Source organism: Corynebacterium sp. MSK071 (genome assembly GCF_030232125.1).
Classification (GTDB): Bacteria; Actinomycetota; Actinomycetes; order Mycobacteriales; family Mycobacteriaceae; genus Corynebacterium; species Corynebacterium kefirresidentii.
Window position 1 is genome coordinate 89,535 of record NZ_JASPJA010000001.1, and the last position, 20,034, is coordinate 109,568.

The following is a 20,034-nucleotide window of genomic DNA, read 5'->3' on the forward strand; positions in this document are numbered from 1 at the left end:
CTAGTTGCGGGATCCGTACTCAGGGCCGCCCAAAACCGCATCGGAAGCAGAAACCGCATTGCCTTCTGGCACGGTATCGGTGCCGGAGAACTGCGCGATGCCGATGATGGTGATGACGCCGAGCGCGATGCCCACAACAGCGCTACCGATGGCGGGGCCAAGGGTGCGCTTGTTCAAAGAATCGGTTTCCAGAGCCATGGCTAAAAATACTAGCAGCTATTTAGAAGTATTCTGCCTCATCATCGTCCGCGTCTTCCTCGTTTTCCTGCGGCACGATAAAGACGGGAAGGCCGGCATTGCGCACAATCTGATCGGCGGTGGAGTTGGTCCACCAGGCGCGGAAACCTGTCAGGGCGCGGGTGCCGGTCACGATGACATCCACGTCCAGCTCGTGTGCTGCATCAATGATGGCGGAGGAAATAGTGGTGGCGGATTCCACCAAGTGGGCGCGGCCAGCCAAGCCCAGGCTTTCGGCTAGTTCGATGCCCTGGCGGCAGATTTTCAACGCTTCCTCGTAGGCCGGATCCTCTTCGACGCCGTCCGGGGAGACGGTGGACTGGTGCATTCCAGTGCGGCTGACGGCGCGGGCGGTCTGCCGGGCTACGGGTTCCCAAGCGGTGAGGATTTCCACCGTGGTGGGCCGCAGCAGCTGGGCCGCGTGCTCGAGGGCGCGGCCGGCTCGTTCGGTGCCATCGTAGGCAATTAGCATTGTCTCGCCGTTACTCATGTGGCTAGTCTACCCACCGTTTCAGACAGAAGGCGAGGAATATTGCACACTGGAAGGCATGAAAACTCCGCGCATTCTCGCCAGCCTTGCCCTCGTGACGGCCTTGGGCGCCTGCTCCACCTCCCCTCAGGAGGACGCCGAGAGTCAGGACTCCACAACCCCAGCGGCATCGAGCTCACCGGCCGCGACGCAAGAGACGCAAGAAGAGACTTCGCAGGAAGCAGCCCCGCAGCAGGACATCCGCGCCATGGCCGCCTCTGTGTTGATGCCCCCGGTCACCAATTACGACGATGCTAAGGCCAAACTGGATGCTGGCGTGGGCGGAATCTTTATTCCCAGCTGGGCGGATCCCAACCTGCTGCAGGAAGAGGGCCGCGATATTAATGCCCTGCGCCAAGAGGTAGGCCGCGACTTTGAAGTCTCCATCGATTTTGAAGGCGGGCGCGTGCAGCGTTTCTCAGAGATCTTGGGCGAGTATCCCGCACCGCAACAAATGGCAGCCGAGCGTTCCCCGCAAGAGGTGGAACAGCTGGCCCACGAGATTGGCACGAGCCTCAAGGCTCATGGCATCAACGTGGACTTTGCGCCGGTGCTCGACGTCGATGGCAATGGCCTAGAGGTGGTGGGCGATCGGTCCTTTTCCACCGACCCCGCACAGGCGGGTGAATACGGCGCCGCCTTTGCCCGCGGGTTGGATTCCGCTGGGGTCAAGGCCGTATTCAAGCATTTCCCGGGACACGGCCGTGCTTCTGGCGATACCCACCTGGCCGAGGCCGTTACCCCGCCGCTGGAAGAGCTGGAGGGACACGAGTTCATTCCTTTTAAAACCGCCCTCCCTCAAGCGCCGAATGCCGCGCTCATGATGGGCCACCTCGCCGTGCCCGGTTTGGGCGATGGCCAGACTCCTGCTTCTATGCTGCCGGAGGCTTATGGCTTGGCTCGCGAGACCCTGCAGTACGACGGCCCTATTTATACCGATGACATCGGTGGCATGAAGGCGATTGCGGATTCGCTCCCGCTTGCCGACGCCGTCGTGACCTCCCTCAATGCCGGTGCCGATATGCCCCTGTGGTCCACCGAGGGCGATATCAATGCGGTAATCGATGCCGTTGTCGGTGCCGTGGACGAGGGGCGCCTGCCGCGCGAGCGTCTCGAGGACGCGGCCCGCCATGTCAGCGTTCCACCGGCCGACGTTGCAGCCGAGGCCGCACAGGACTAGGAAAAATACCACTAAAACCGTTAACCTTTAAGGCGTGAAAAAGGCAGAAGGAAAAAACGGTGCTAAAGGCTGGCTCATCGCGCTCGGTGTATTTGTCGGCCTTGTCCTGATCGCGGGTATTGCTTATGCCTGGGATGTCGCGGCAAACCAGGACAAGATTCCGCGCGCCGTTTCCGTCAACGGCGTGGACATCTCCGCCATGGATCGCACTGCCGCCGTGGAGAAGCTCGAAGATGAGCTTGCGGGCGTAGAGACCGAACCCGTTTCCGTCACCTCCGGTGACCTTCACACAGAACTCGTCCCTTCCGAATCGGGCCTTGCCCTGGATAACCAGCGGGCCGTGGACAATATTAAGGAGCCTTCCCTCAACCCTTTCACCCGCCTGTATAGCTTCTTCCGTTCCACCCGGGATATTCCGGTAGAGACCAACGTAGATGAAGCCCAGCTGCAGCCTGCCTTGGAGCGGGTGAAGAAAAACCTTTCCACCGACCCTGTCGATGGCATGTTGGAGCTTAACAACGGCGAGCTCAAGGTCACCGACCCGAAGCTTGGCCAAACCGTGGATGCCGGCTCCTTGCACAACGCGGTCACAGAAAACTGGCTCGATTCCGAGGGCGTGGGCGTGGACCCAGAAGAGGTAGAACCGGCCATCAATGATGCGGCCATCGAGGCCATGCGCACCGGCGACGCCGCTAAGGCGCTGGATAATCCGATTACCTTGAAGGCTAAAAATAATGTCACGGCTACCCTGAATAAGCCGGAAATCTCCCAATTCACCAGCATTGAAAAGAAGGACGGCAAGCTCAAGCTCGCCGTGGATACCAACCGCGCGCAGGAGCTGTTGGCGGAGCGCTCTGAGGGCGCCGATGTGCCCGGTGTGAATGCCAAGATTTCCTTCAACGGCAACGACAAGCAGGTCACCCCGTCCGAAGATGGCGAAATCATCGACTGGGAGCCGACCATGAAGGACTTTGACAAGCGTGTGACCGGTGACGACCGCGAGTGGGACGCTACTTATAAGCCGGACCCTGCCGAGTTCACCACCGAAGACGCCAAGAAGGCGACCTTTAACGATACCGTTGGCGAGTTCACAACCGAGGGCTATTCCGCTGCCTCGGGCAAGAACATCGAGCTGGTGGCCCAAGAGGTCAACGGCGCTGTAGTCAACCCCGGCGAGACCTTCTCCCTCAATGGCTACACCGGCCCCCGCGGCACTGCCCAGGGCTATGTGGAATCCGGCATCATTATTGATGGCCACTCCGGTTCCGCCGTCGGCGGTGGCATCTCCCAATTCGCCACTACCTTGTACAACGCTGCCTACTTTGCGGGCATGGAAGATACCGCCCACACCCCGCACTCGTACTATATTTCGCGCTACCCCGCCGGCCGCGAGGCCACCGTTTACGAAGGCGCCATCGACCTGCAGTTCACCAATACCTTCAACACCCCGGTCCGCATTGAGACCGACTTCGGGGGCGGCAAGATTACCGTGCGTTTGAAGGGCACCAAGACCGTTGACGTTGAGTCTGTGAACAATGGCCGCTGGGCCAATACCGACCCACAGCCGATGTCTGTGCCAGGCAGCGACTGCTCGCCTTCCTCTGGTGCGCCAGGCTTTACGACGTCTGATACCCGCATCATCAAGGACCTCGGTGGCAAAGAGCTCTCCCGCGAGACCACCACCACGGTCTACGACCCGCAGCCCATCGTCCGCTGCGGCTAGTAGGCTCGGAGCCATGGAAGAGAGAACTCTGACAACGCTCATCTTTGGCAATGTGGTTATCGAATCGAACCTGCGCGGGGCAGAGCTGCGCGTTTACAGCGAAGATTGGCGCGGATATCAGCTCCGGACTGACCTTGGAGTGACGTTCCGTGCCCCGCTGGATAATATCCGTGGCACCGTGCCTCAGCGTGATATGGCCGAGCTTGTGGAGAGATTCTTGAAGCCGGCCGCCGCAGAACTAGAGGCGCACTATCCAGGCGGGGTAGAGCGGACACAAAAAGAACTTGCCCAGTGGTTAAGCGCCACAGACTAGCAAGAAAATTCCCCCCGAAAATTGGAGCCGACGACGGGAATCGAACCCGCGCTAGCAGCTTGGGAAGCTGCAGTTCTACCATTAAACTACGTCGGCACTGCGCGTTGATGCGCTCCGGCCTACTATACACCTTGGCCTTCGGCATGAGTAGAATTGGGGCCGTGCTTCTTTCAGATCGTGATATCCGTTCCGCCATCGACGCCGAAGAGTTGGGCATCGAGCCCTTCGACAGCGAGCTTATCCAGCCCTCCTCGGTAGACGTGCGCTTGGATAAATATTTCCGCGTATTCAATAACTCGCGGTATACGCATATTGACCCCAAAGAGGAAATGCCGGATCTCACCACCTTGGTGGAGGTAGAAGAAGATCAGTCCTTCATCCTGCACCCAGGCGAGTTCGTGCTCGGTGCTACGTTGGAAAAGTTCACCCTGCCTGCGAACTTGGCTGGCCGCTTGGAGGGCAAGTCTTCGCTCGGCCGCTTAGGATTGTTGACCCACTCCACCGCGGGCTTTATTGACCCAGGCTTTTCCGGTCACATTACGCTCGAGCTTTCTAATACCGCCAACCTACCCATTGCCTTGTGGCCGGGCATGAAGGTGGGGCAGCTGGCGATTTTCAAGATGACTTCAGCAGCTGAAAGCCCTTATGGCACGGGTTCGCTGGGGTCGAAGTACCAAGGCCAGCGTGGCCCGACGCCATCGAAGTCTTACCTGAATTTTCGATAGGCTTAAACCGGTATTCACATAAGGCCTTTAAGATAAGGCCTTATGCGTATGACTGTAATCGGCACCGGATACCTGGGTGCAACCCATGCTGCCTGCATGGCCGAGCTCGGCCATGAAGTACTAGGCGTGGACGTAGATGAAAATAAGATTTCCGCTCTCAAATCGGGCCAGGTTCCATTCTATGAACCGGGCTTGCCCGAGGTTCTGGAGCGCAATATCGAGGCCGGCCGCCTCGATTTCAGCACGGACTACGAAGAAGCAGCCGAGTTCGGCAACCTGCACTTTTTGGGCGTCGGTACTCCGCAGCGCCGTGGTTCCTATGCAGCGGATATGACCTACGTTAAGGCCGTTATTACGGACCTGGTGCCCAAACTCAAGGGCGATCACATCATCTTCGGTAAATCTACCGTCCCGGTCGGCACCGCCGCGGAGCTCCAAGAGCTAGCCAATGAGCTTGCCCCAGAAGGCACCACCGTGGAAATTGCCTGGAACCCGGAGTTCCTGCGCGAGGGCTATGCCGTCAAGGACACCATCACCCCAGACCGCATCGTGCTCGGCGTTGGTGAAACCAACAATGAAAGTCGAGCTGAAGAGGTCGCGCGTGAAGTCTATGCCCAGCCGCTCTCGCAAGACACCCCATTTATTGTCACGGACTGGCAGACCGCGGAGCTGGTCAAAGTCTCCGCTAACGCATTTCTAGCCACCAAGATTTCCTTTATCAACGCAGTCTCCGAAATCTGCGAGATTGCGGGCGCGGACGTGACCGCGCTTGCCGACGCCATTGGGCTCGACGAACGCATCGGCCGCAAGTTCTTAGGCGCCGGTCTCGGCTTTGGTGGCGGTTGCTTGCCCAAGGATATTCGCGCCTTCATGGCCCGCGCCGGCGAACTTGGCGCCGACCAGGCGCTGACCTTCCTGCGCGAGGTAGACGCTATCAATATGCGCCGCCGCGACCGCGTGGTAGACCTTGCCAAGGAAGCCTTCAATGGTTCTCTGCTTGGTCACCGCGTGACCGTGCTGGGCTGCGCGTTTAAGCCAAATTCCGATGACGTGCGCGATTCGCCCGCCCTTTCCGTGGCCGGTTCCTTGTCCTTGGCCGGTGCGGCAGTAACCGTCTATGACCCAGAGGGTATGGACAACGCCAAAAAGGTATTCCCCACCTTGGATTACGCCGCAGACACTGATGACGCCCTGAGCGAGGCCGAGCTGGTGATTTTGGCTACCGAGTGGAAGCAATTCAAGGAATTGGATCCGCAGCAAGCGGGCCAGCTCGTGGACAATAAACACATTATCGACGGCCGCAATGTGCTGCCTGTCGCGGATTGGCAGCAGGCAGGCTGGAAGGTTGAGGCCCTAGGCCGCACCCTCTAGGTTCTCAACTGCCTAGATACGAAAGGCTGAGCAGCGTCGATGCTGGCTCAGCCTTCCGCTTAGGCTTAAGCTTTTGTACGCTTTGGCACCGTGAAGGCCGCAATGGCCGTAGTGATGGGAACCGCGAGGGTCAATGCCATCGCGCCCACTCCAGAACGCAGCAGCTCAGTAGCGACGAGATCGCTGCTCAAAATCTGTCCGGCAGGGCGTTCTGCTGCGGTAATCAGCATGAGCAGCGGCAAGGTCGCGCCGGTATAGGTGAGAATCAGCGTATAGACCATGGAGGCAATATGGTCGCGGCCCACCTTCATTGCGGAGAGGAAAAGCTGTGTAGGGCGGGCATCAGGATCCGCTTCGTGGAGTTCGGTAATGGTGGATGCTTGGGCCACGGCGGCGTCGGCAAGGCTGCCCAAGGCGCCAACTACAAAGCCACACAAGAGCACGCCCACGATGGATACATCAGGCATATAAAGAAGTAGCTTGAGGTTGTCCTCAGAACTGTAGCCCTGCAACTGCGAACCATCGATAGTGGCCCATGCCAGCACCGCTGCGAGAATGAGAGCGGTGAGGGAACCACCCACCGCCGATGCCGATTTCCAATTCATGCCGTGGACGAGAGGAACGGCCAGCAGAATGATGGCAGAGCAGGCTACAAGGGCGGACCACAGGGGATTATGAGCGTCGATAAGAGCGGGGACGAGGAACGCAAAGATCACGCCTAGGCTGAGCGCTAAGCCGATAAGGGCGCGTACGCCATGCCACGCCGCAAAAGCGATAATGACGACGGCGACGATAACCGCCCACAGAGCTAGGCTTCCGGTGCGCTGATAATCAGCAAAAGCATAGGACACAGCGCCGGAAGGGTCATCTGCCTTAGAAAGAACAATCTTGTCGCCCGGTTTAAGCTGCGGATCGCCGGCATTGCCGTAGGTGACCAATTGGGTCATGCGTCCTTCGTCCTCGCCGGAGGTGATATTGACTAAGGCGCGGTCGCACTGCACTTCCTCAGACCCAGGAATGAGCGGCGGTTTATCAAAGGCCTGTCCAGTAAGTTCCGATTGGCACGCAGAGTGATCTGTCGTGTCGACCGTGCCCTCGACCTGTGGGTGGTTGAGGGCATAGGTTTGCTGAAAATCGGTGGAGGTGTGCTCGGAAGCTGGACTCTGAGGCCACAGCAATGCCATGCCCGCAATGGTGGCTATAAGCGCTGTGACGAGCACGCCGAGCAAGGCTAACCGCCATGGATGGTGAGCTAACGAAGTAGAGAGCCGACCCCATGAACTTCGAGTCGGCTGAGGCTTAGGTGCCGCAGAATGTCTTCCCATGCACCATATTGTTATGGATTATTACTATCATTAGCAACTGGCGGGGAAGAAAGCTACTGCTTATAGCTCACCAGGAAGTTGCCAAGGCGCTCAATGGCGTTTTCGATCTGGGATGCCCACGGCAGCGTGACTACGCGGAAGTGATCTGGGTTCGGCCAGTTGAAGCCGGTTCCCTGAACCATGAGGATCTTTTCCGCCTTCAAAATATCCAGCATGAGCTTGGCATCATCATGGATTTCATACACATTCGGATCCAGGCGCGGGAAGAGGTAGAGCGAGCCCATGGGTTTTACCGCGGAAACGCCGGGAATCTCATTGAGCTTCTCGTAGGCGATATTGCGCTGGCGTAAAAGACGCCCGCCGGTACCGGTGAGCTCAAAGATGGACTGCCGGCCACCCAGCGCCACCTGGATAGCGTGCTGCGCCGGTACGTTCGGGCACAGGCGAGTTCCGGCCAGAAGCTCAAGGCCTTCGATGAAGCCACGGGCGTGGTGCTTAGGGCCGGTAAGTACCATCCAGCCGGCGCGGTAGCCGCACACGCGGTAGGCCTTGGAGAGACCGTTAAATGTGATGGTGAGTAGGTCAGGGGCTAGGGAAGCGATGGAGATGTGCTGCGCGCCGTCATAAAGAATGCGGTCATAGATCTCATCGGCCAAGATGAGCAGGTTATGCTCGCGGGCGATGCTGACAATCTTCTGCAGTACTTCGCGCGAGTAGACCGCACCCGTTGGGTTATTCGGGTTAATGACCACGATGGCTTTGGTCTTATCCGTAATCTTGGACTCGATGTCCTCGATGGATGGATTCCAATCATCCTCCTCATCACACAGGTAATGCACTGGGGTGCCACCTGCCAGGGACGTAGCAGCGGTCCACAATGGATAATCCGGTGCCGGGATGAGAACCTCATCGCCGTTATTAAGCAGCGCTTGAGTGGTCATGCTGATGAGCTCGGAGACGCCATTGCCCAAGAAGACATCGTTGATATCGAAGGGTGGGAAATCCTCCAGCTCGTAGCGGGTAACGATGGATCGACGGGCAGGAATGATTCCTTTGGAGGTGGAATAGCCCTGGGAAGTAGGCAGGGCGGCGATCATATCGCGCATGATGACATCGGGTGCTTCGAAGCCGAAGACGGCCGGGTTACCGGTGTTGAGTTTCAAGATGGTGTGACCATCGAGCTCCATGCGTTCCGCTTCCGCAGAGACCTCGCCGCGGATGTCATACGCGACGCCCTTGAGTTTGTCGGATTGGTCAAAGATGCGGTGTTTGGGAGAAGTCATGGGAATATTGTGCCACGATTCACAGCTGCACAAAATGCTTCAACACCGGCGATGACTATTTTTTACTCCACTCGCTGAACTTCCGCTTGGCCAGATCCATGGCTTGGCCGGTAATTTCGCCAGCTTGCATACGGCGATCGGCCCACATCTTTTCCTCGATCATTTTTTGCTGCGCGCGCTCATGCGCCGTGAGAGCGCGAATCTCGCGCAGCTGCTGCCGCTCAACCTGGCGCACGGATGGGGCGTGCCACGAGGAGGGGCCGACCTTGGCGACGTAGAGCATGATCCACAGGATAGGGATGAGTGCGGCTGCCGTGACGCCACCTAACAGTAGCCATGGGTTGCTCATGGTAGCGCTCAAGAAGATCAGCGTGGGGCTTGCTACTGCAAGCACCACAGAGCCGGAGAGAGCAGTCGCAAACTTCGGTTTCTTGCCTGCATTATGGGCGCGCGTGACTTCTCCCCGAGAATAGATCTTGACCTCGTGGGAACCACGCGCCGGAATGTCTTGGAAGACGGGCACGAGGTCTTGGTGGGTGCTGGCGCGCATGACATCGTCCGAGCGGTCCTCGAACTCCTCCATGGTTAACCGGCCTTCACCCACGGCGCGGGCGAGGTCATTGATGGCATCGTTGCGCTCGGAATCGGACAGGCGCAGAGTCCGATTGACAGGGGAAGAACCAAAGTTATTACTCACGTTTTCCAGTCTAGGAAAATTCTGCCCTTCCAGGGACGTGCTCTCAGCGAACGCAGCCTATAGTTCCTTGGATTCAGCGTCAGGGGTCTTCTCGTCCTTCTTTTCTTGCTGGTTTCCGCCCACCAGGCTGGCCAAGAATGGGAAGATGGCGACGGTAAGCGCTCCACCGGAGACGAAGATCGAGGCATTCTCGGCCTCCATGATTCCGGAATTGACCGCCAGGGACGTTACCGCCACGATGATTGGCAGACCGGTAGCGGAATACAAACCTACTTGGAGGCGCTCGCGGAAGGTTTCAATATCAGATCCGGTATGCCCAACATTTTCGCGCAAGAAGACGGGCAGGCCACGCGTCACTAAGATGAGAGCCGGAATGCCCAGTACCTTCCACGGATTATGAGCGATGGTATCCCAGCTAATGCTCATGCCAGAGACCACAAAGAAGACCGGAATAAGCATCGAATAAAACACCACATCGAGGCGGTGTTCTAGGCGGCGGTGGAATTCATCCGGGATAATACGGTTCAAAATGATGCCGGCAGCAAAAGCACCGAGCACAATATCGAGTTCAAAGACTGCGGTAACGGCCATAAGAATGGCCAGAATAAGGATGATAAGACGCAGAATCGTTTGGTTGGTTGAGCCCGCACCAGAGATAAAAGCGGTCTTTACCCAAGGGATCGTTGATGCGATAGCCGCCGGCATGATGGCGACGGCAACGGCGATGATGATGAAGAACAACAAAATGATCATCGTCGTCAGCGTGGAACGAGTACCCAGCAATAGTGCCATTGCGGTAATGGGGGCGACCTCACCAATGGCACCGTGAATCATCACAGAGTTGCCCACCTTGGTGCCCAGAATGCGGTCCTGCTTCAGCATCGGCGTGAGCGTGCCCAGCGCCGTTGAGGTCAGTGCCAAGGCGACCACGATGGCTCCTGGCACGTTATCTACTAGGAAGTAGGCGCCCACTCCACAGGCGAGGGCACAGATTGCCCAAGTGGATAACGCCGTTCCGGCTTCCTTTGTTTTGAGGGTGGAGATTTGAATTTCAAAGCCCGCGAGGAGAAATAACGCTCCCACGCCGAGCTCCTTGAGCATCTCGATGCCTTCGTCCTCGGCGGCTAGTTCAAGCACCGAAGGGCCAATAATCATGCCGAAAATCAGCAAGAGGGCTACCGATGGAAGACGGTGGCCCAACATATAGGAGACCAGCGGCGCCAGCAGGGCCGCGGCCATGATCCAAGCGAAGGAGACGAGGGAGTGTGTATTTTCGGTCGCGCCTGCTGCTAGCAGTAGGGCATCGGTGGGGAGTCCCGCATTAAAATGCATGGACTACAGCGTACGCACCCATGCCCCTGCGCGCCTACTCAGATTCAGGCGGCTGTGGCGCGCTTTCCGACGCCGGCGGTGCCGGAGCTGCAGGCGGAGCCGGCGGCGCAGCTTGTGTGGGCTTCGGGGCTGCAGGTGGCGTCGGTGCCGACGGAGCAGAAGGTGCACTTGGTGCAGGCGCAGCCGGTGCGCTTGGAGCTGCCGGTGCCGCGGGTGCGTTCGGCGGTGTTGGAGCGGCTGGTGCTTTCGGTGCAGGTGCTGCTGGGGCACTCGGTGGGGTAGGCGCGGTCGGTGCTGCGGGAGTTGCCGGTGCTTGGGGAGCTTGCGGTGCAGCTGGCGTTGTCGGTGCTGATGGAGCAGAAGGTGCACTTGGTGCAGGCGCAGCAGGTGCCGCGGGCGCTGCGGGTGCGTTCGGCGGCGTTGGAGCGCTTGGTGGTGTTGGAGCGGCTGGTGCTTGTGGTGCAGGTGCTGCCGGGACACTCGGTGGGGTAGGCGCGGTCGGTGCTGCGGGAGCTGCCGGTGCTTGGGGAGTTTGCGGTGCAGCTGGAGGCGTTGGCGCTGATGGAGTAGAAGGTGCACTTGGCGCAGGCGCAGCCGGTGCCGCAGGGGCGGCGGGCGCGCTTGGTGCCGCGGGTGCGCTGGGAGCTGCCGGGGCCGAGGCGGAGGGGGCGGGAGCGTTAGGAGCGTCGGAAGTGGGGGCGTCGGCAAGCGGGGCATCATTGGTGCCGGTGGACTTCTGGTGGCGCACCGGAGTGGCAAGGAAGGCCTTGGGGTGGGGCTCAGGCAGGGTGCCGGTCTTGTCGAGGGAAATGGAATTGCGCAGCATAACTGCCACGTCATTGACCTTGGTGGTGGGGGCAGAATCCTGCGCCAAGGACTTCACGCCGCCGGTCATCATGACATTACAGAAGGGGCAGCCGGTGGCAATTTCTTCCGCGCCGGTTTCCAAAGCCTGTTCGGTGCGGAAGTCATTGATGCGGGTGCCAAGCTTTTCTTCCATGAACATGCGGGCACCGCCGGCGCCACAGCAGAAGGCCTCGTCGCGGTTCTTGTCCATCTCGCGCAGTTCCACGCCGGTGGCCTCGAGCAGCTCGCGTGGGGGATCGAAGACCTTGTTGTGGCGGCCGAGGAAGCAAGGGTCGTGGTAGGTAATCGGCTTGCGGTTTTCCGGCGTACGCGGCACCGGCTTGAGCAGGCTTTCGCGTACCAGGCGGTTGAGCAGCTGGGTGTGGTGGAAGACGTCGAAATGCCCGTCAAAGTCTGGGTACTCGTTGCGGATGGTGTTAAAGCAGTGCGGGCAAGTGGTGATGATCTTGCGCTGGCCCTCCGGTACGCCGTCGAAGGCGTTGTTGAGGGTCTCCACGTTTTGCTGCGCCATCATCTGGAAAAGGAACTCGTTGCCAGCGCGGCGGGCAGGATCGCCCGTACAGGTCTCGCCGGTGGAGAGGACACCAAACTTCACGCCCGCGGTATGCAGCAGGTCTACGACCGCACGGGTGGTGCGGCGGCCGTCGTCATCATAGGCGCCGGCGCAGCCCACCCAGAGCAGGTATTCCATATCGGAGAAATCGGCCTCGTCCTCACCGATGATGGGCACGTCGATGCCATCGGCGCGGGCCTCATCGATCCAGGCGCGGCGCTCAGAATTATTCCGGCCCCACGGGTTGCCCTTGTTTTCCATGTTCTTGAATAGGCCGGTGAGCTCAGATGGGAAGTCAGATTCAGCGAGCACCTTGAAGCGGCGCAGGTCTGCGATGTGGTCGATGTGCTCAATATCGGTAGGACACTGATCCACGCACGCACCACAGTTGGTACAAGACCACAGCACATCATCATCGATAACGCCGGCCATGGACAGTACATCCAAGCCCTCGTGCGGGTTGTAGTTATCCAGCGCTCCCTGGCGCAGGTCCATCATGAGCTTTTTGGGGCTCAGTGGCTTCTCGGTATTCCAGGCTGGGCATAGCTCCTGGCAGCGACCACACTCGGTACATGAAGTGGAATCCAGCAGCATCTTCCAGCTGCCTGGTGTGATGTCCTCTTCCAAATCCGGGGTGGGCAAGGACTGCAGTGCCTTTTCACCGGTGGCATTGCGTTGGAAGAAAATATTGAAAAAGCTGGTGAAGCGGTGCCACATGACGCCCCACTGGAAATTGCGGGAGATAAAGACGATAAACAGCATGCCGGACAGCAGCTTGAACAGGGCGAAGAAGCTCACCAGGGCCGGTGACTCGGGGAAGAGCTTGGCCAAGTGGATACTCAAGAAATCCGCCCAGGCGGAACCGCCGCCGTAGGTGGCGATCTTGGTGGACTTCACCAAGATCATGCCGAGGCCCTCGGAAAAGACGATGAACTCTACCCAGCGTGCGGAGGCGGTCTGGGAGTTGAAGAAGCGGCTGCCACGCTCGGTATCGCCGAGCTTGAGGCGCACACCGATGAGGAAGCCAATGCCGAGCACCGTCGCGATGCCCAAGACTTCTTCCACAAAGTGGTAGACCGGCCAGTGGCTGAGCCACGGCCAGCCCTTATTCGGTGCGAAGGTTTGGATATAGGCCTCGAACCACACCAGGATGCCGAAAAGGAAGCCCACCATCACCAGCCAGTGGGCGGCATTGACCAGAGGTTTTCCCTTGAAATGGGAGTGGCCAAAGACCTCTGCCAGCACGCGCCCGACGCGCTTTACGGGGCTGTTGGTGCGCTCTAGTTGGGTTGGTCCGCCCGAGCGGATGAACTTAATGAGCGCGCCTATGCGGGCGAAAAAGTATAGCCACACCGGAATCGATGTGGCTATAGCGATCCAACCGGACACGGTTGTCATTCGTGCTCCTTCACTACTGATGCTCCACGTTGTTATCTACCTTAAGGCCTCAAGGCGCAATCATGGGAGTCAGTATTCAGTAACTATGAGTGAAGGGATAAAGGCCTTAGTAGTGGAAGCCGCCTTCAGCTTCCGCCTTCTCAAAGGCGCGGGTAGCAATAGGAACCATGCGTGCCTTACGCGGGAGGATGGAGAAGACGCCACGGACGGCGCGGGAGAAGATCTTGAGCTTGCGCTCATCCTTCTTGGTCCACTCCCAGCCAATCTTGTTGCGCAGCTTGTCTGGAATCATGCCGATTGCAACCCACAACAGCAGGCGGGATGCGTAAGGTGCAACGGGCTTCCACAGCCAGTTGGGCACCTTGGGATCTGGGGTGTCGAGGGTAAGGCCGTTGATGATGCGGGAGCGCTCGATGGTCTCGCTGATATCGAGGTTTTCGATCATGTTGTCCACGTACTCTTCAAATTCAGCGTACGTCTTGGGCGCATCGTCGGGCTCTGCAACCCCGTAGAAGGTGTACCAGGTACGGGTCTCCTGGAAGAGCTGCTCGCGCTCCTCTGGGGTCAGAGGATCCATGAAGTTGCCGGCCAGCTGGTACGGCATAGCAGCGAAGGTGGCGTGTGCCCAGTAGTAAACATCCGGGTTCAGCGGGTGGTAGCGGCTTCCATCTGGGTGGGTGCCCTTGATGTCCTTGTGGAAGTCACGAATCATGACGCCAACTTCTGGGCCTTCGTAGATCGTGCGGATGATCGGGAAGGCGGAGCGAACCAAGCGCGCAACCTCGTTATCGAAAACGTTGGAGTGCTGCACTAGAGACCGGCTGATGTCACGCTGGGCAATCTGCAAAAGACCAGCAGACAGTGCGACGAATGCGGAGCGCCAGTCACCAAAGCGCTGCCACAGGATGGAATCCGGACCCAGCTCAGGCAGGTTATCGGTGTTGTTATCTGCAGTCTGGGTGTGCTTGTCGTTTACAGTGCTTTCAGGATTGCTCAGAGTAGTCATTACGCCTCCTTAAGGGCAGTAGCGGACTTTTGATGTTTCTGGCGTTCGGACGAGGCGGACTCAGGGGCGTAGTTGGATGCTCGCTTGAAATCATGGGCCGGTGCATCGAACCCTGCGAGCACTTCGCGGATTCCGCGTACAGTGCCGGGCTGAACCAACCATTTATCGTGCTTGACGGTTAGTTCGCCTGGTCCACGAATTTCGAGCTGGCGGACGTAGCGGCGGCAGTGATCGGCGCGGGCTTCGATGACAGCTAGTGGGCGACGCTTGAGGTAAGAGTCGCGCGGGGTGGGGCCGTCAACAAAGAGGGCATTAGGCAGCCCAAATACCTCTACACCGTGGTGGAGGTACATGTCATCGACGCTGGCCTTTGACCGTCCCGGTACGGAAATCCACGGGGATTCCTCGCCGGTGGCGCGAATCAACACATCGAAAGCTTGGGTTTCCTGACCGGAATCACCGAGGTAGGAGATTTCCCATTTGCCTTCTGCTCGGTCGAACTCGGCACCAGTAACGGCGGTGGAACCGCGGAACTCGGCGCCACTGGCAGCAACAGCCTCTTCAAGGTGGCGTATTACAGAAGCTGGCGAGCCATCAGTTTTGGTGAGACGGAGGTACGGGGTACGGAAGTGGTACTTCCGGGAAACCTCAGTGGCTTCAGCGGAATTGAAGTGACCGCCGATGTGTGGTTCTTGTTCAAAAAGAACGGTGTCGAATCCAGAGAATGCGCATTCAGAAGCTGCGGCGCATCCGGCTACTCCGGCACCAACCACTGCGACAGTCGGTCGGCGGTATGGCTTGAACATACTGTTCCTTTCGAGTTTCACAGGGCGCTTACTGGCCGCTGTGTGTTGTGCAATTTATGCATTCAGCAGAACACATTTCTGAGTATGTTGTGATCGTACACACATACCCTTTGAATGTGAAGTGAGTTACTGAATTTAAAAGGTGGCTGCTTATGCTGCGCAGTACTCAGGGGAGGAAGCGCAAGGCCTTTCCTAAGCGCAATGCGGAGCTCAGCAAAGTGCCGTAGTACTTATTGGGAAGCCAGCTTGGCCCGCGCATCGGCATGATCCTTTGCGAGGAGATATTCTTCGCTTCTGTATATTTGGTCAGACCCTCGTGGCCATGACGGCGGCCAACACCGGACTCCTTGACGCCACCCAACGGGGTGGAAATCGAGGCCCATGTGGAGGCGTAGCCGTCATTGATGGTCACGCTGCCTGCATCGATTTTCTCAGCGATGCCCTGCGCGGTCTCGGGTTGGCCGAATACAGAGGAGTTCAGGCCGTAGGGCAATTTATTTGCCTGCTCGATGGCCTCTTCGACATCGCGCACGCGTTGCACGTACACCACAGGGCTAAAGACCTCTTGCTCTGCAAGCTCGGCGCCTTCACCCAAATCAGTGAGAACCGTGGGTTCAAAGTGATAGGGGCCAATATCCGGGCGGGGCTTGCCGCCAGTAATAACGGTGGCACCCTTATCCACCGCATCGTCGACAAAGTGCTGCACCACATCTAATTGGTTTTGGCCGATGAGTGAACCCATCGTGTAGTCCCAGTTCAAACCGGAACCAAGTTTGATGGACTCGGTTGCCCGGCGGAATGCGTTAATGAATTGATCGAAGATGGCATCGGGTACGTAGATGCGTTCAATCGACACGCACAGCTGGCCCGAATTGGAAAAGCAAGCGGTAGCGATGGTGTCAATATGCTTGTCGATGTCCGCATCCGGCGCGATGATCATAGGGTTCTTGCCGCCCAGTTCTGCGGAATATCCAACGAGGCGCTCGCCTACAGTGGTACCCAAAATCTTGCCGGTCTTGGTGGAACCGGTAAACATCAGGTAATCGCAGCGTTCGGAGATAGCGGAGCCGACGACTCGACCGGAGCCGGTAACGATCTGCAGCAAATCCTTCGGCAGTCCTGCTTCCCTCAAGAGGTAGAGGGAAATCAGGTTAGAAAACGGGGTGGATCCATCGGGCTTGGCCACAACGCCATTGCCGGCAAGTAGTGCCGCAACGGCATCGGAAATGCCCAGTGCTAATGGGTAGTTCCATGGGCTGATTTGCCCCACAACACCCTTAGGAACTCGCTGCAAGTGAGTTTTGGTGATGAGCGGAAATGCGCCCGGCTGCTTCTGAGTGGCCAGTAGCTTTGGCGCATTATTTGAGTAATAACGCGCGTTATTTAGTACATCGAGTACCTCATCAAAGGCGGCCGTGCGGTCCTTGCCGGTTTCCAATTGGATGAAGTCCGCCAACAGCTCGCGGTGTTTAGCCACGAGGTGGTGGAAGCGCTTCATTACCTTTACGCGCTGCTTAACGTCGGTATCGGCCCAGGCCTTTTGGGTCTGACGCGAACGGCGGAAAGCCTCATCTACGTCTTCTTCGGAACCTACTCCAACCCAGCCTAATTCTTCTTCAAATAAGGGGGAGTGGACCGCTTTGCGTTCGCCTTTATCCAGCGAGCCGGTGGAGTAGTTAGTGGTGAGATGTTGTAGCTCAGTTAGTAATTGCTGTGGCAAGGGCCGTTCTTGTAGACGGCGTGGTAAAGACATGTAATGCACGCTCCAGAAAGATCAATGAAAAGGTTCGTGAGCTAAAAAGCTCACGAACAATTGGGAAGCCGGTGTGTTTTAGAACGGGCAGCCGGCTGCACGGCGTGCGGCTACTGCATCATCGGAATCCGGCTTGTCGGTAGATTCCGCGGTGGCAGCAGAGTCCTTAGCCTGGGCGGCGTTGTAGCCTTGGATCTTCTTCGGCTCCTTGTACTTGCCCTCGATCATGCCGTTCTTGATCATCAAGGAACGACCCGGCTCCATGTAGCGCTTGTCCTCAGGGAGGTGGTCCATGATGAAGCGAACGGACTTAGCGATGCGGTCGAAGCGCTTCTGGTCGCGCTTGGTCCACTTCAGATCCAGGATGTCGCGGTACTTCTGCGGCAGGGTAGCCACAGTCAACCAGATGGCGCTGCGCATAATGGGCTTCCAGATAACCTTCCATACTGCCTCTGGAACGCCTTCCGGAGCTTTGACCGGCTCTACGCGTGCGGTGCGCAGTGCGAAGTCAACGGTCTGGTTGCGCTCGAGCACGGTGTCTGCCATGTCATCCATGTACTTGATCAAGTCATCGTAGTTATCGATGACCGGACGCTCAGACATGCCGTACTTATCCCACCAAGTCACGCCCTCGCGAACGATTTGGTCGCGCTCTTCCTTGGTGAACGGGGTACCGAAGAGTTCCTGGGCGTAGATAACGCGGTAGACGAAGGTAGCGTGTGCCCAGTAGTAAGTCTCCGGGTTCAGGGAGTGGTAACGCTCGCCATTTTGCAGCGTGCCCTTAATGGTGACGTGGTAGTCGCGGATGCGCTCACCGATGTCCCCATCATCGTAGATGGACTCAATAATCTGCGGCGTAGAGCGCTGCAGGCGAGCGAAAGGCTCGTCGAAGAACTTCGAGTGGTCCAAAAGGGATTGACCAATCGCTGGGTGCATATTCTGCAAAATGCCGGTGTAGCCGCGCAATAGCTGCAGGCGGTTATCCGAGCCCCACTTCCACAACAGGGAATCCGGGCCCAAAGGAGCGCGGCGCAGCTCGCGCTTTTCTTCCTTCTTGTCCTGAGCGTTTACTTCTTCCGCACCGGACTGAGTGGAATCAATGTGGGTATTTTCTTCGTTTGCCTGTGCATTTTCGGGTTTCAGTGAGTTGGACAATTCGACCCTCCGTAGTCGATAAAATCTGATGGTTGTGAAGCGTAACACACACCGGTGCACACTTATTACATGGAGCACAAATTTGGGGGTACAGTGTTGTGTGCTGCAGGTTTAGTGGGGGATTGGAAGTTGACAATGGCAGGAGTGCGATAATCTTCTTTAAACACATGATCTGGGCTACACCGTTGCGGGCGTATTTAATTGCACCCCTTTTTGTGTGACGTGTCTCAGGTAGTGCTAACGTGTGTTCAAGCTCATTTTATCAGTGGATTGCGTAAGTCTATTTCTCATCGTGGGCTTGTATATCTCTTGCCGCGGTAAAGAGTGGGCTGAAAATTCACCGTAGACGGGGGACGCCGCTAAAACAGGCAGCTACCCCGCCTTTTCAATTCCACAGAAAGGTTCCTTCATGGGCAGGATTAGTATTCCAAAGTTTGCAACCGCACTGGCTGCCGGGCTTGCAGCTTTTGGTGTAACAGGTTTTGCGGTAGCCCAAGGTGGCTTGACCGCTAATATCGCACTTTCAGGAACCTTCTTTAAGGTGAACATGAGCCACCTAGAGGGCGAAGGATTGTCGATCTTCGTTGATAGGGACAAGATGGGAGAAGAAACCATCCCCGCCGCGCGCTTGAAGTTTGAGCACGCCGTGGCTTCCAATTTGTGCCTGTCCGCCAATCTTCCTGATGTCCCAGGCATTGGCGAGACCACCTTCGCCCTCCGTGCGAATGGTGATGACAGTGTGGAGGTAGAGAATCTCTTGGTTGGTGCTACCGATATTAAGGGTCAGCTGGATCTGACGAATGCCAACGTGGGTGTTGACGCCAGCCAGGTTAATGACAAGGCAGATCCAGGTTCGTGGGGATTGTACGCGCAGAAGGTGACCCTGAGCGCGGACGATATTCGTACGACCTCGGTGGGAGCAGAAAGGCTCGCTGCCTCTGGTGTGAATGTGACGGTGAAGAGGGGAAGCAACAACAATGGCTGCTAAGTCTTCTGATGATGAGACTTTGCGCATGCCTGCGGTGAACGAAACCGGTGCCGATAACGGCGAAGCTGCACGCAGCGCCCAAGATTCCACCCATGAGCCGGCCGAGAAAACCGCTGGCGAGGCCGCCACTGGCACTGATCACGCTAGTGCTGCGGAGACGAAGGCCGACGACACCGCTAAGGCTGGCGCTGAAGCCACGGCCGCGGCGGAAAGCGATGGAGACAACGCATCGCAGTCGGTAGCGGATGCGGTTAAAAGCGCTGGTGAATCGCAGGACTCCGCAGCGAATAACAAAAATGACAAAGCCGTAACCCGAGTGGCTCCTAAAGAGAGCTGGTGGAAGCGGTTTAAACACTGGCGTAAGCGTCGTCCGTTCGCGGGTGGATTGTTGCTTATCTTGTCCGGCATCGCCATCGCAGCGCCGGCCTATATTACTGTGCGCATTTCTGATCTGTTGGTCATGATTTCCACGGTGTCGGGCGTTTCGACGCTCCTTATTGGTGCGGCACTTATCATGTTCGGCCTTGGAGCTTGGTTTCGGCAGGAGACCTCGTCTTACCTGGGTGTTTTAGCCATCTTGGTGGCGATCATCGCGCTTCCCACCACGAACCTGGGCGGCTTCGTGATCGGCAGCCTTTTGGGCATTATCGGTGGTGCGCTCTCATTTGCTTGGCAGCCACAGGATCGCCAGAAGTCTCCAAAGAAGCACAAGAAGAAGAAAAAATCCCAGGCCAAAGAGCTGGCGGGTTCAGTATGAAGCTATTCAGGCTGAGCTCACTACCGCGTCGTCGCT

General features: G+C 57.8%; 18 protein-coding genes and 1 tRNA gene. 7 read left to right on the forward strand and 12 right to left on the reverse strand.

Translation table 11 applies throughout. The features are described 5' to 3' along the window. Both QP990_RS00375 and QP990_RS00380 read right to left on the reverse strand, forming a co-directional pair. The gene (locus QP990_RS00375; protein WP_005325448.1) at positions 1–198 is read right to left on the reverse strand and encodes a DUF2613 domain-containing protein; all 198 of its coding nucleotides are present in this window, start codon (positions 196–198) and stop codon (positions 1–3) included. A gap of 22 nt (positions 199–220) precedes the next feature. Further along, positions 221–727, reverse strand: coding sequence for a universal stress protein (locus tag QP990_RS00380; protein ID WP_034655562.1), 507 nt, complete (start codon positions 725–727; stop codon positions 221–223). A gap of 58 nt (positions 728–785) precedes the next feature. On the opposite strand from QP990_RS00380, the gene QP990_RS00385 reads away from it, so the two are divergent. Genes QP990_RS00385 through QP990_RS00395 form a run of 3 tightly spaced genes read left to right on the forward strand, consistent with a single transcriptional unit; the run spans position 786 to position 3,982 of the window. Further along, the gene (locus QP990_RS00385) at positions 786–1,946 is read left to right on the forward strand and encodes a glycoside hydrolase family 3 N-terminal domain-containing protein (RefSeq protein WP_034656046.1); all 1,161 of its coding nucleotides are present in this window, start codon (positions 786–788) and stop codon (positions 1,944–1,946) included. Between the two features lie 34 nt (positions 1,947–1,980). Next, positions 1,981–3,669 carry a VanW family protein gene (locus QP990_RS00390; RefSeq protein ID WP_239208211.1) on the forward strand — a complete coding sequence of 563 codons (1,689 nt, stop codon included), beginning with the start codon at positions 1,981–1,983 and terminating at the stop codon, positions 3,667–3,669. 13 nt (positions 3,670–3,682) lie between these two features. After that, entirely contained in the window at positions 3,683–3,982 is a 300-nt protein-coding gene (locus tag QP990_RS00395; protein WP_023020041.1) for a hypothetical protein, read from the forward strand. Positions 3,983–4,004: 22 nt separating this feature from the next. Here the strand turns inward: QP990_RS00395 and QP990_RS00400 are convergent. Continuing rightward, positions 4,005–4,078 (reverse strand) — tRNA-Gly (locus tag QP990_RS00400). A gap of 65 nt (positions 4,079–4,143) precedes the next feature. Between QP990_RS00400 and dcd the strand changes: the two genes are divergently transcribed. Together dcd and QP990_RS00410 are read left to right on the forward strand one after the other, a co-directional pair. Continuing rightward, positions 4,144–4,707, forward strand: coding sequence for a dCTP deaminase (dcd, locus tag QP990_RS00405; protein ID WP_034656041.1), 564 nt, complete (start codon positions 4,144–4,146; stop codon positions 4,705–4,707). A 42-nt stretch (positions 4,708–4,749) separates the two neighbouring features. After that, a complete protein-coding gene (locus QP990_RS00410; protein WP_034655559.1) occupies positions 4,750–6,078 on the forward strand; it encodes a UDP-glucose/GDP-mannose dehydrogenase family protein in 1,329 nt (442 codons plus the stop codon). Between the two features lie 65 nt (positions 6,079–6,143). Here the strand turns inward: QP990_RS00410 and QP990_RS00415 are convergent, their stop codons facing one another. The 9 genes from QP990_RS00415 to QP990_RS00455 form a co-directional block, all read right to left on the reverse strand. Next, positions 6,144–7,307 (reverse strand): YibE/F family protein, encoded by a 1,164-nt coding sequence (locus QP990_RS00415; protein ID WP_156900709.1) that lies wholly within the window; start codon positions 7,305–7,307, stop codon positions 6,144–6,146. Between the two features lie 149 nt (positions 7,308–7,456). Then, positions 7,457–8,686: a pyridoxal phosphate-dependent aminotransferase gene (locus tag QP990_RS00420; RefSeq protein WP_023020037.1), complete on the reverse strand. Its 1,230-nt coding sequence runs from the start codon at positions 8,684–8,686 to the stop codon at positions 7,457–7,459. A gap of 55 nt (positions 8,687–8,741) precedes the next feature. Beyond that, a complete protein-coding gene (locus QP990_RS00425; RefSeq protein WP_034656035.1) occupies positions 8,742–9,344 on the reverse strand; it encodes a DUF1707 domain-containing protein in 603 nt (200 codons plus the stop codon). Between the two features lie 96 nt (positions 9,345–9,440). Continuing rightward, complete coding sequence (locus QP990_RS00430; RefSeq protein WP_023020035.1) at positions 9,441–10,715, reverse strand: cation:proton antiporter; 1,275 nt, start codon at positions 10,713–10,715, stop codon at positions 9,441–9,443. A gap of 34 nt (positions 10,716–10,749) precedes the next feature. Next, the gene (locus QP990_RS00435) at positions 10,750–13,533 is read right to left on the reverse strand and encodes a (Fe-S)-binding protein (RefSeq protein ID WP_239227008.1); all 2,784 of its coding nucleotides are present in this window, start codon (positions 13,531–13,533) and stop codon (positions 10,750–10,752) included. A gap of 106 nt (positions 13,534–13,639) precedes the next feature. Continuing rightward, entirely contained in the window at positions 13,640–14,539 is a 900-nt protein-coding gene (locus tag QP990_RS00440) for an oxygenase MpaB family protein (RefSeq protein WP_200288563.1), read from the reverse strand. After that, the gene (locus QP990_RS00445) at positions 14,539–15,345 is read right to left on the reverse strand and encodes an NAD(P)-binding protein (protein WP_200288564.1); all 807 of its coding nucleotides are present in this window, start codon (positions 15,343–15,345) and stop codon (positions 14,539–14,541) included. The genes QP990_RS00440 and QP990_RS00445 overlap by 1 nt, the downstream gene beginning before the upstream one ends. A gap of 166 nt (positions 15,346–15,511) precedes the next feature. Beyond that, entirely contained in the window at positions 15,512–17,098 is a 1,587-nt protein-coding gene (locus tag QP990_RS00450; RefSeq protein WP_284797956.1) for a succinic semialdehyde dehydrogenase, read from the reverse strand. A 78-nt stretch (positions 17,099–17,176) separates the two neighbouring features. Next, positions 17,177–18,253 carry an oxygenase MpaB family protein gene (locus QP990_RS00455; protein WP_200288566.1) on the reverse strand — a complete coding sequence of 359 codons (1,077 nt, stop codon included), beginning with the start codon at positions 18,251–18,253 and terminating at the stop codon, positions 17,177–17,179. Between the two features lie 409 nt (positions 18,254–18,662). Between QP990_RS00455 and QP990_RS00460 the strand changes: the two genes are divergently transcribed. Together QP990_RS00460 and QP990_RS00465 are read left to right on the forward strand one after the other, a co-directional pair. Continuing rightward, positions 18,663–19,241: a DUF6230 family protein gene (locus tag QP990_RS00460; RefSeq protein ID WP_200288567.1), complete on the forward strand. Its 579-nt coding sequence runs from the start codon at positions 18,663–18,665 to the stop codon at positions 19,239–19,241. Continuing rightward, positions 19,231–19,998 (forward strand): DUF6114 domain-containing protein, encoded by a 768-nt coding sequence (locus tag QP990_RS00465; RefSeq protein WP_200288568.1) that lies wholly within the window; start codon positions 19,231–19,233, stop codon positions 19,996–19,998. The genes QP990_RS00460 and QP990_RS00465 overlap by 11 nt, the downstream gene beginning before the upstream one ends. Positions 19,999–20,034: the final 36 nt, after the last annotated feature.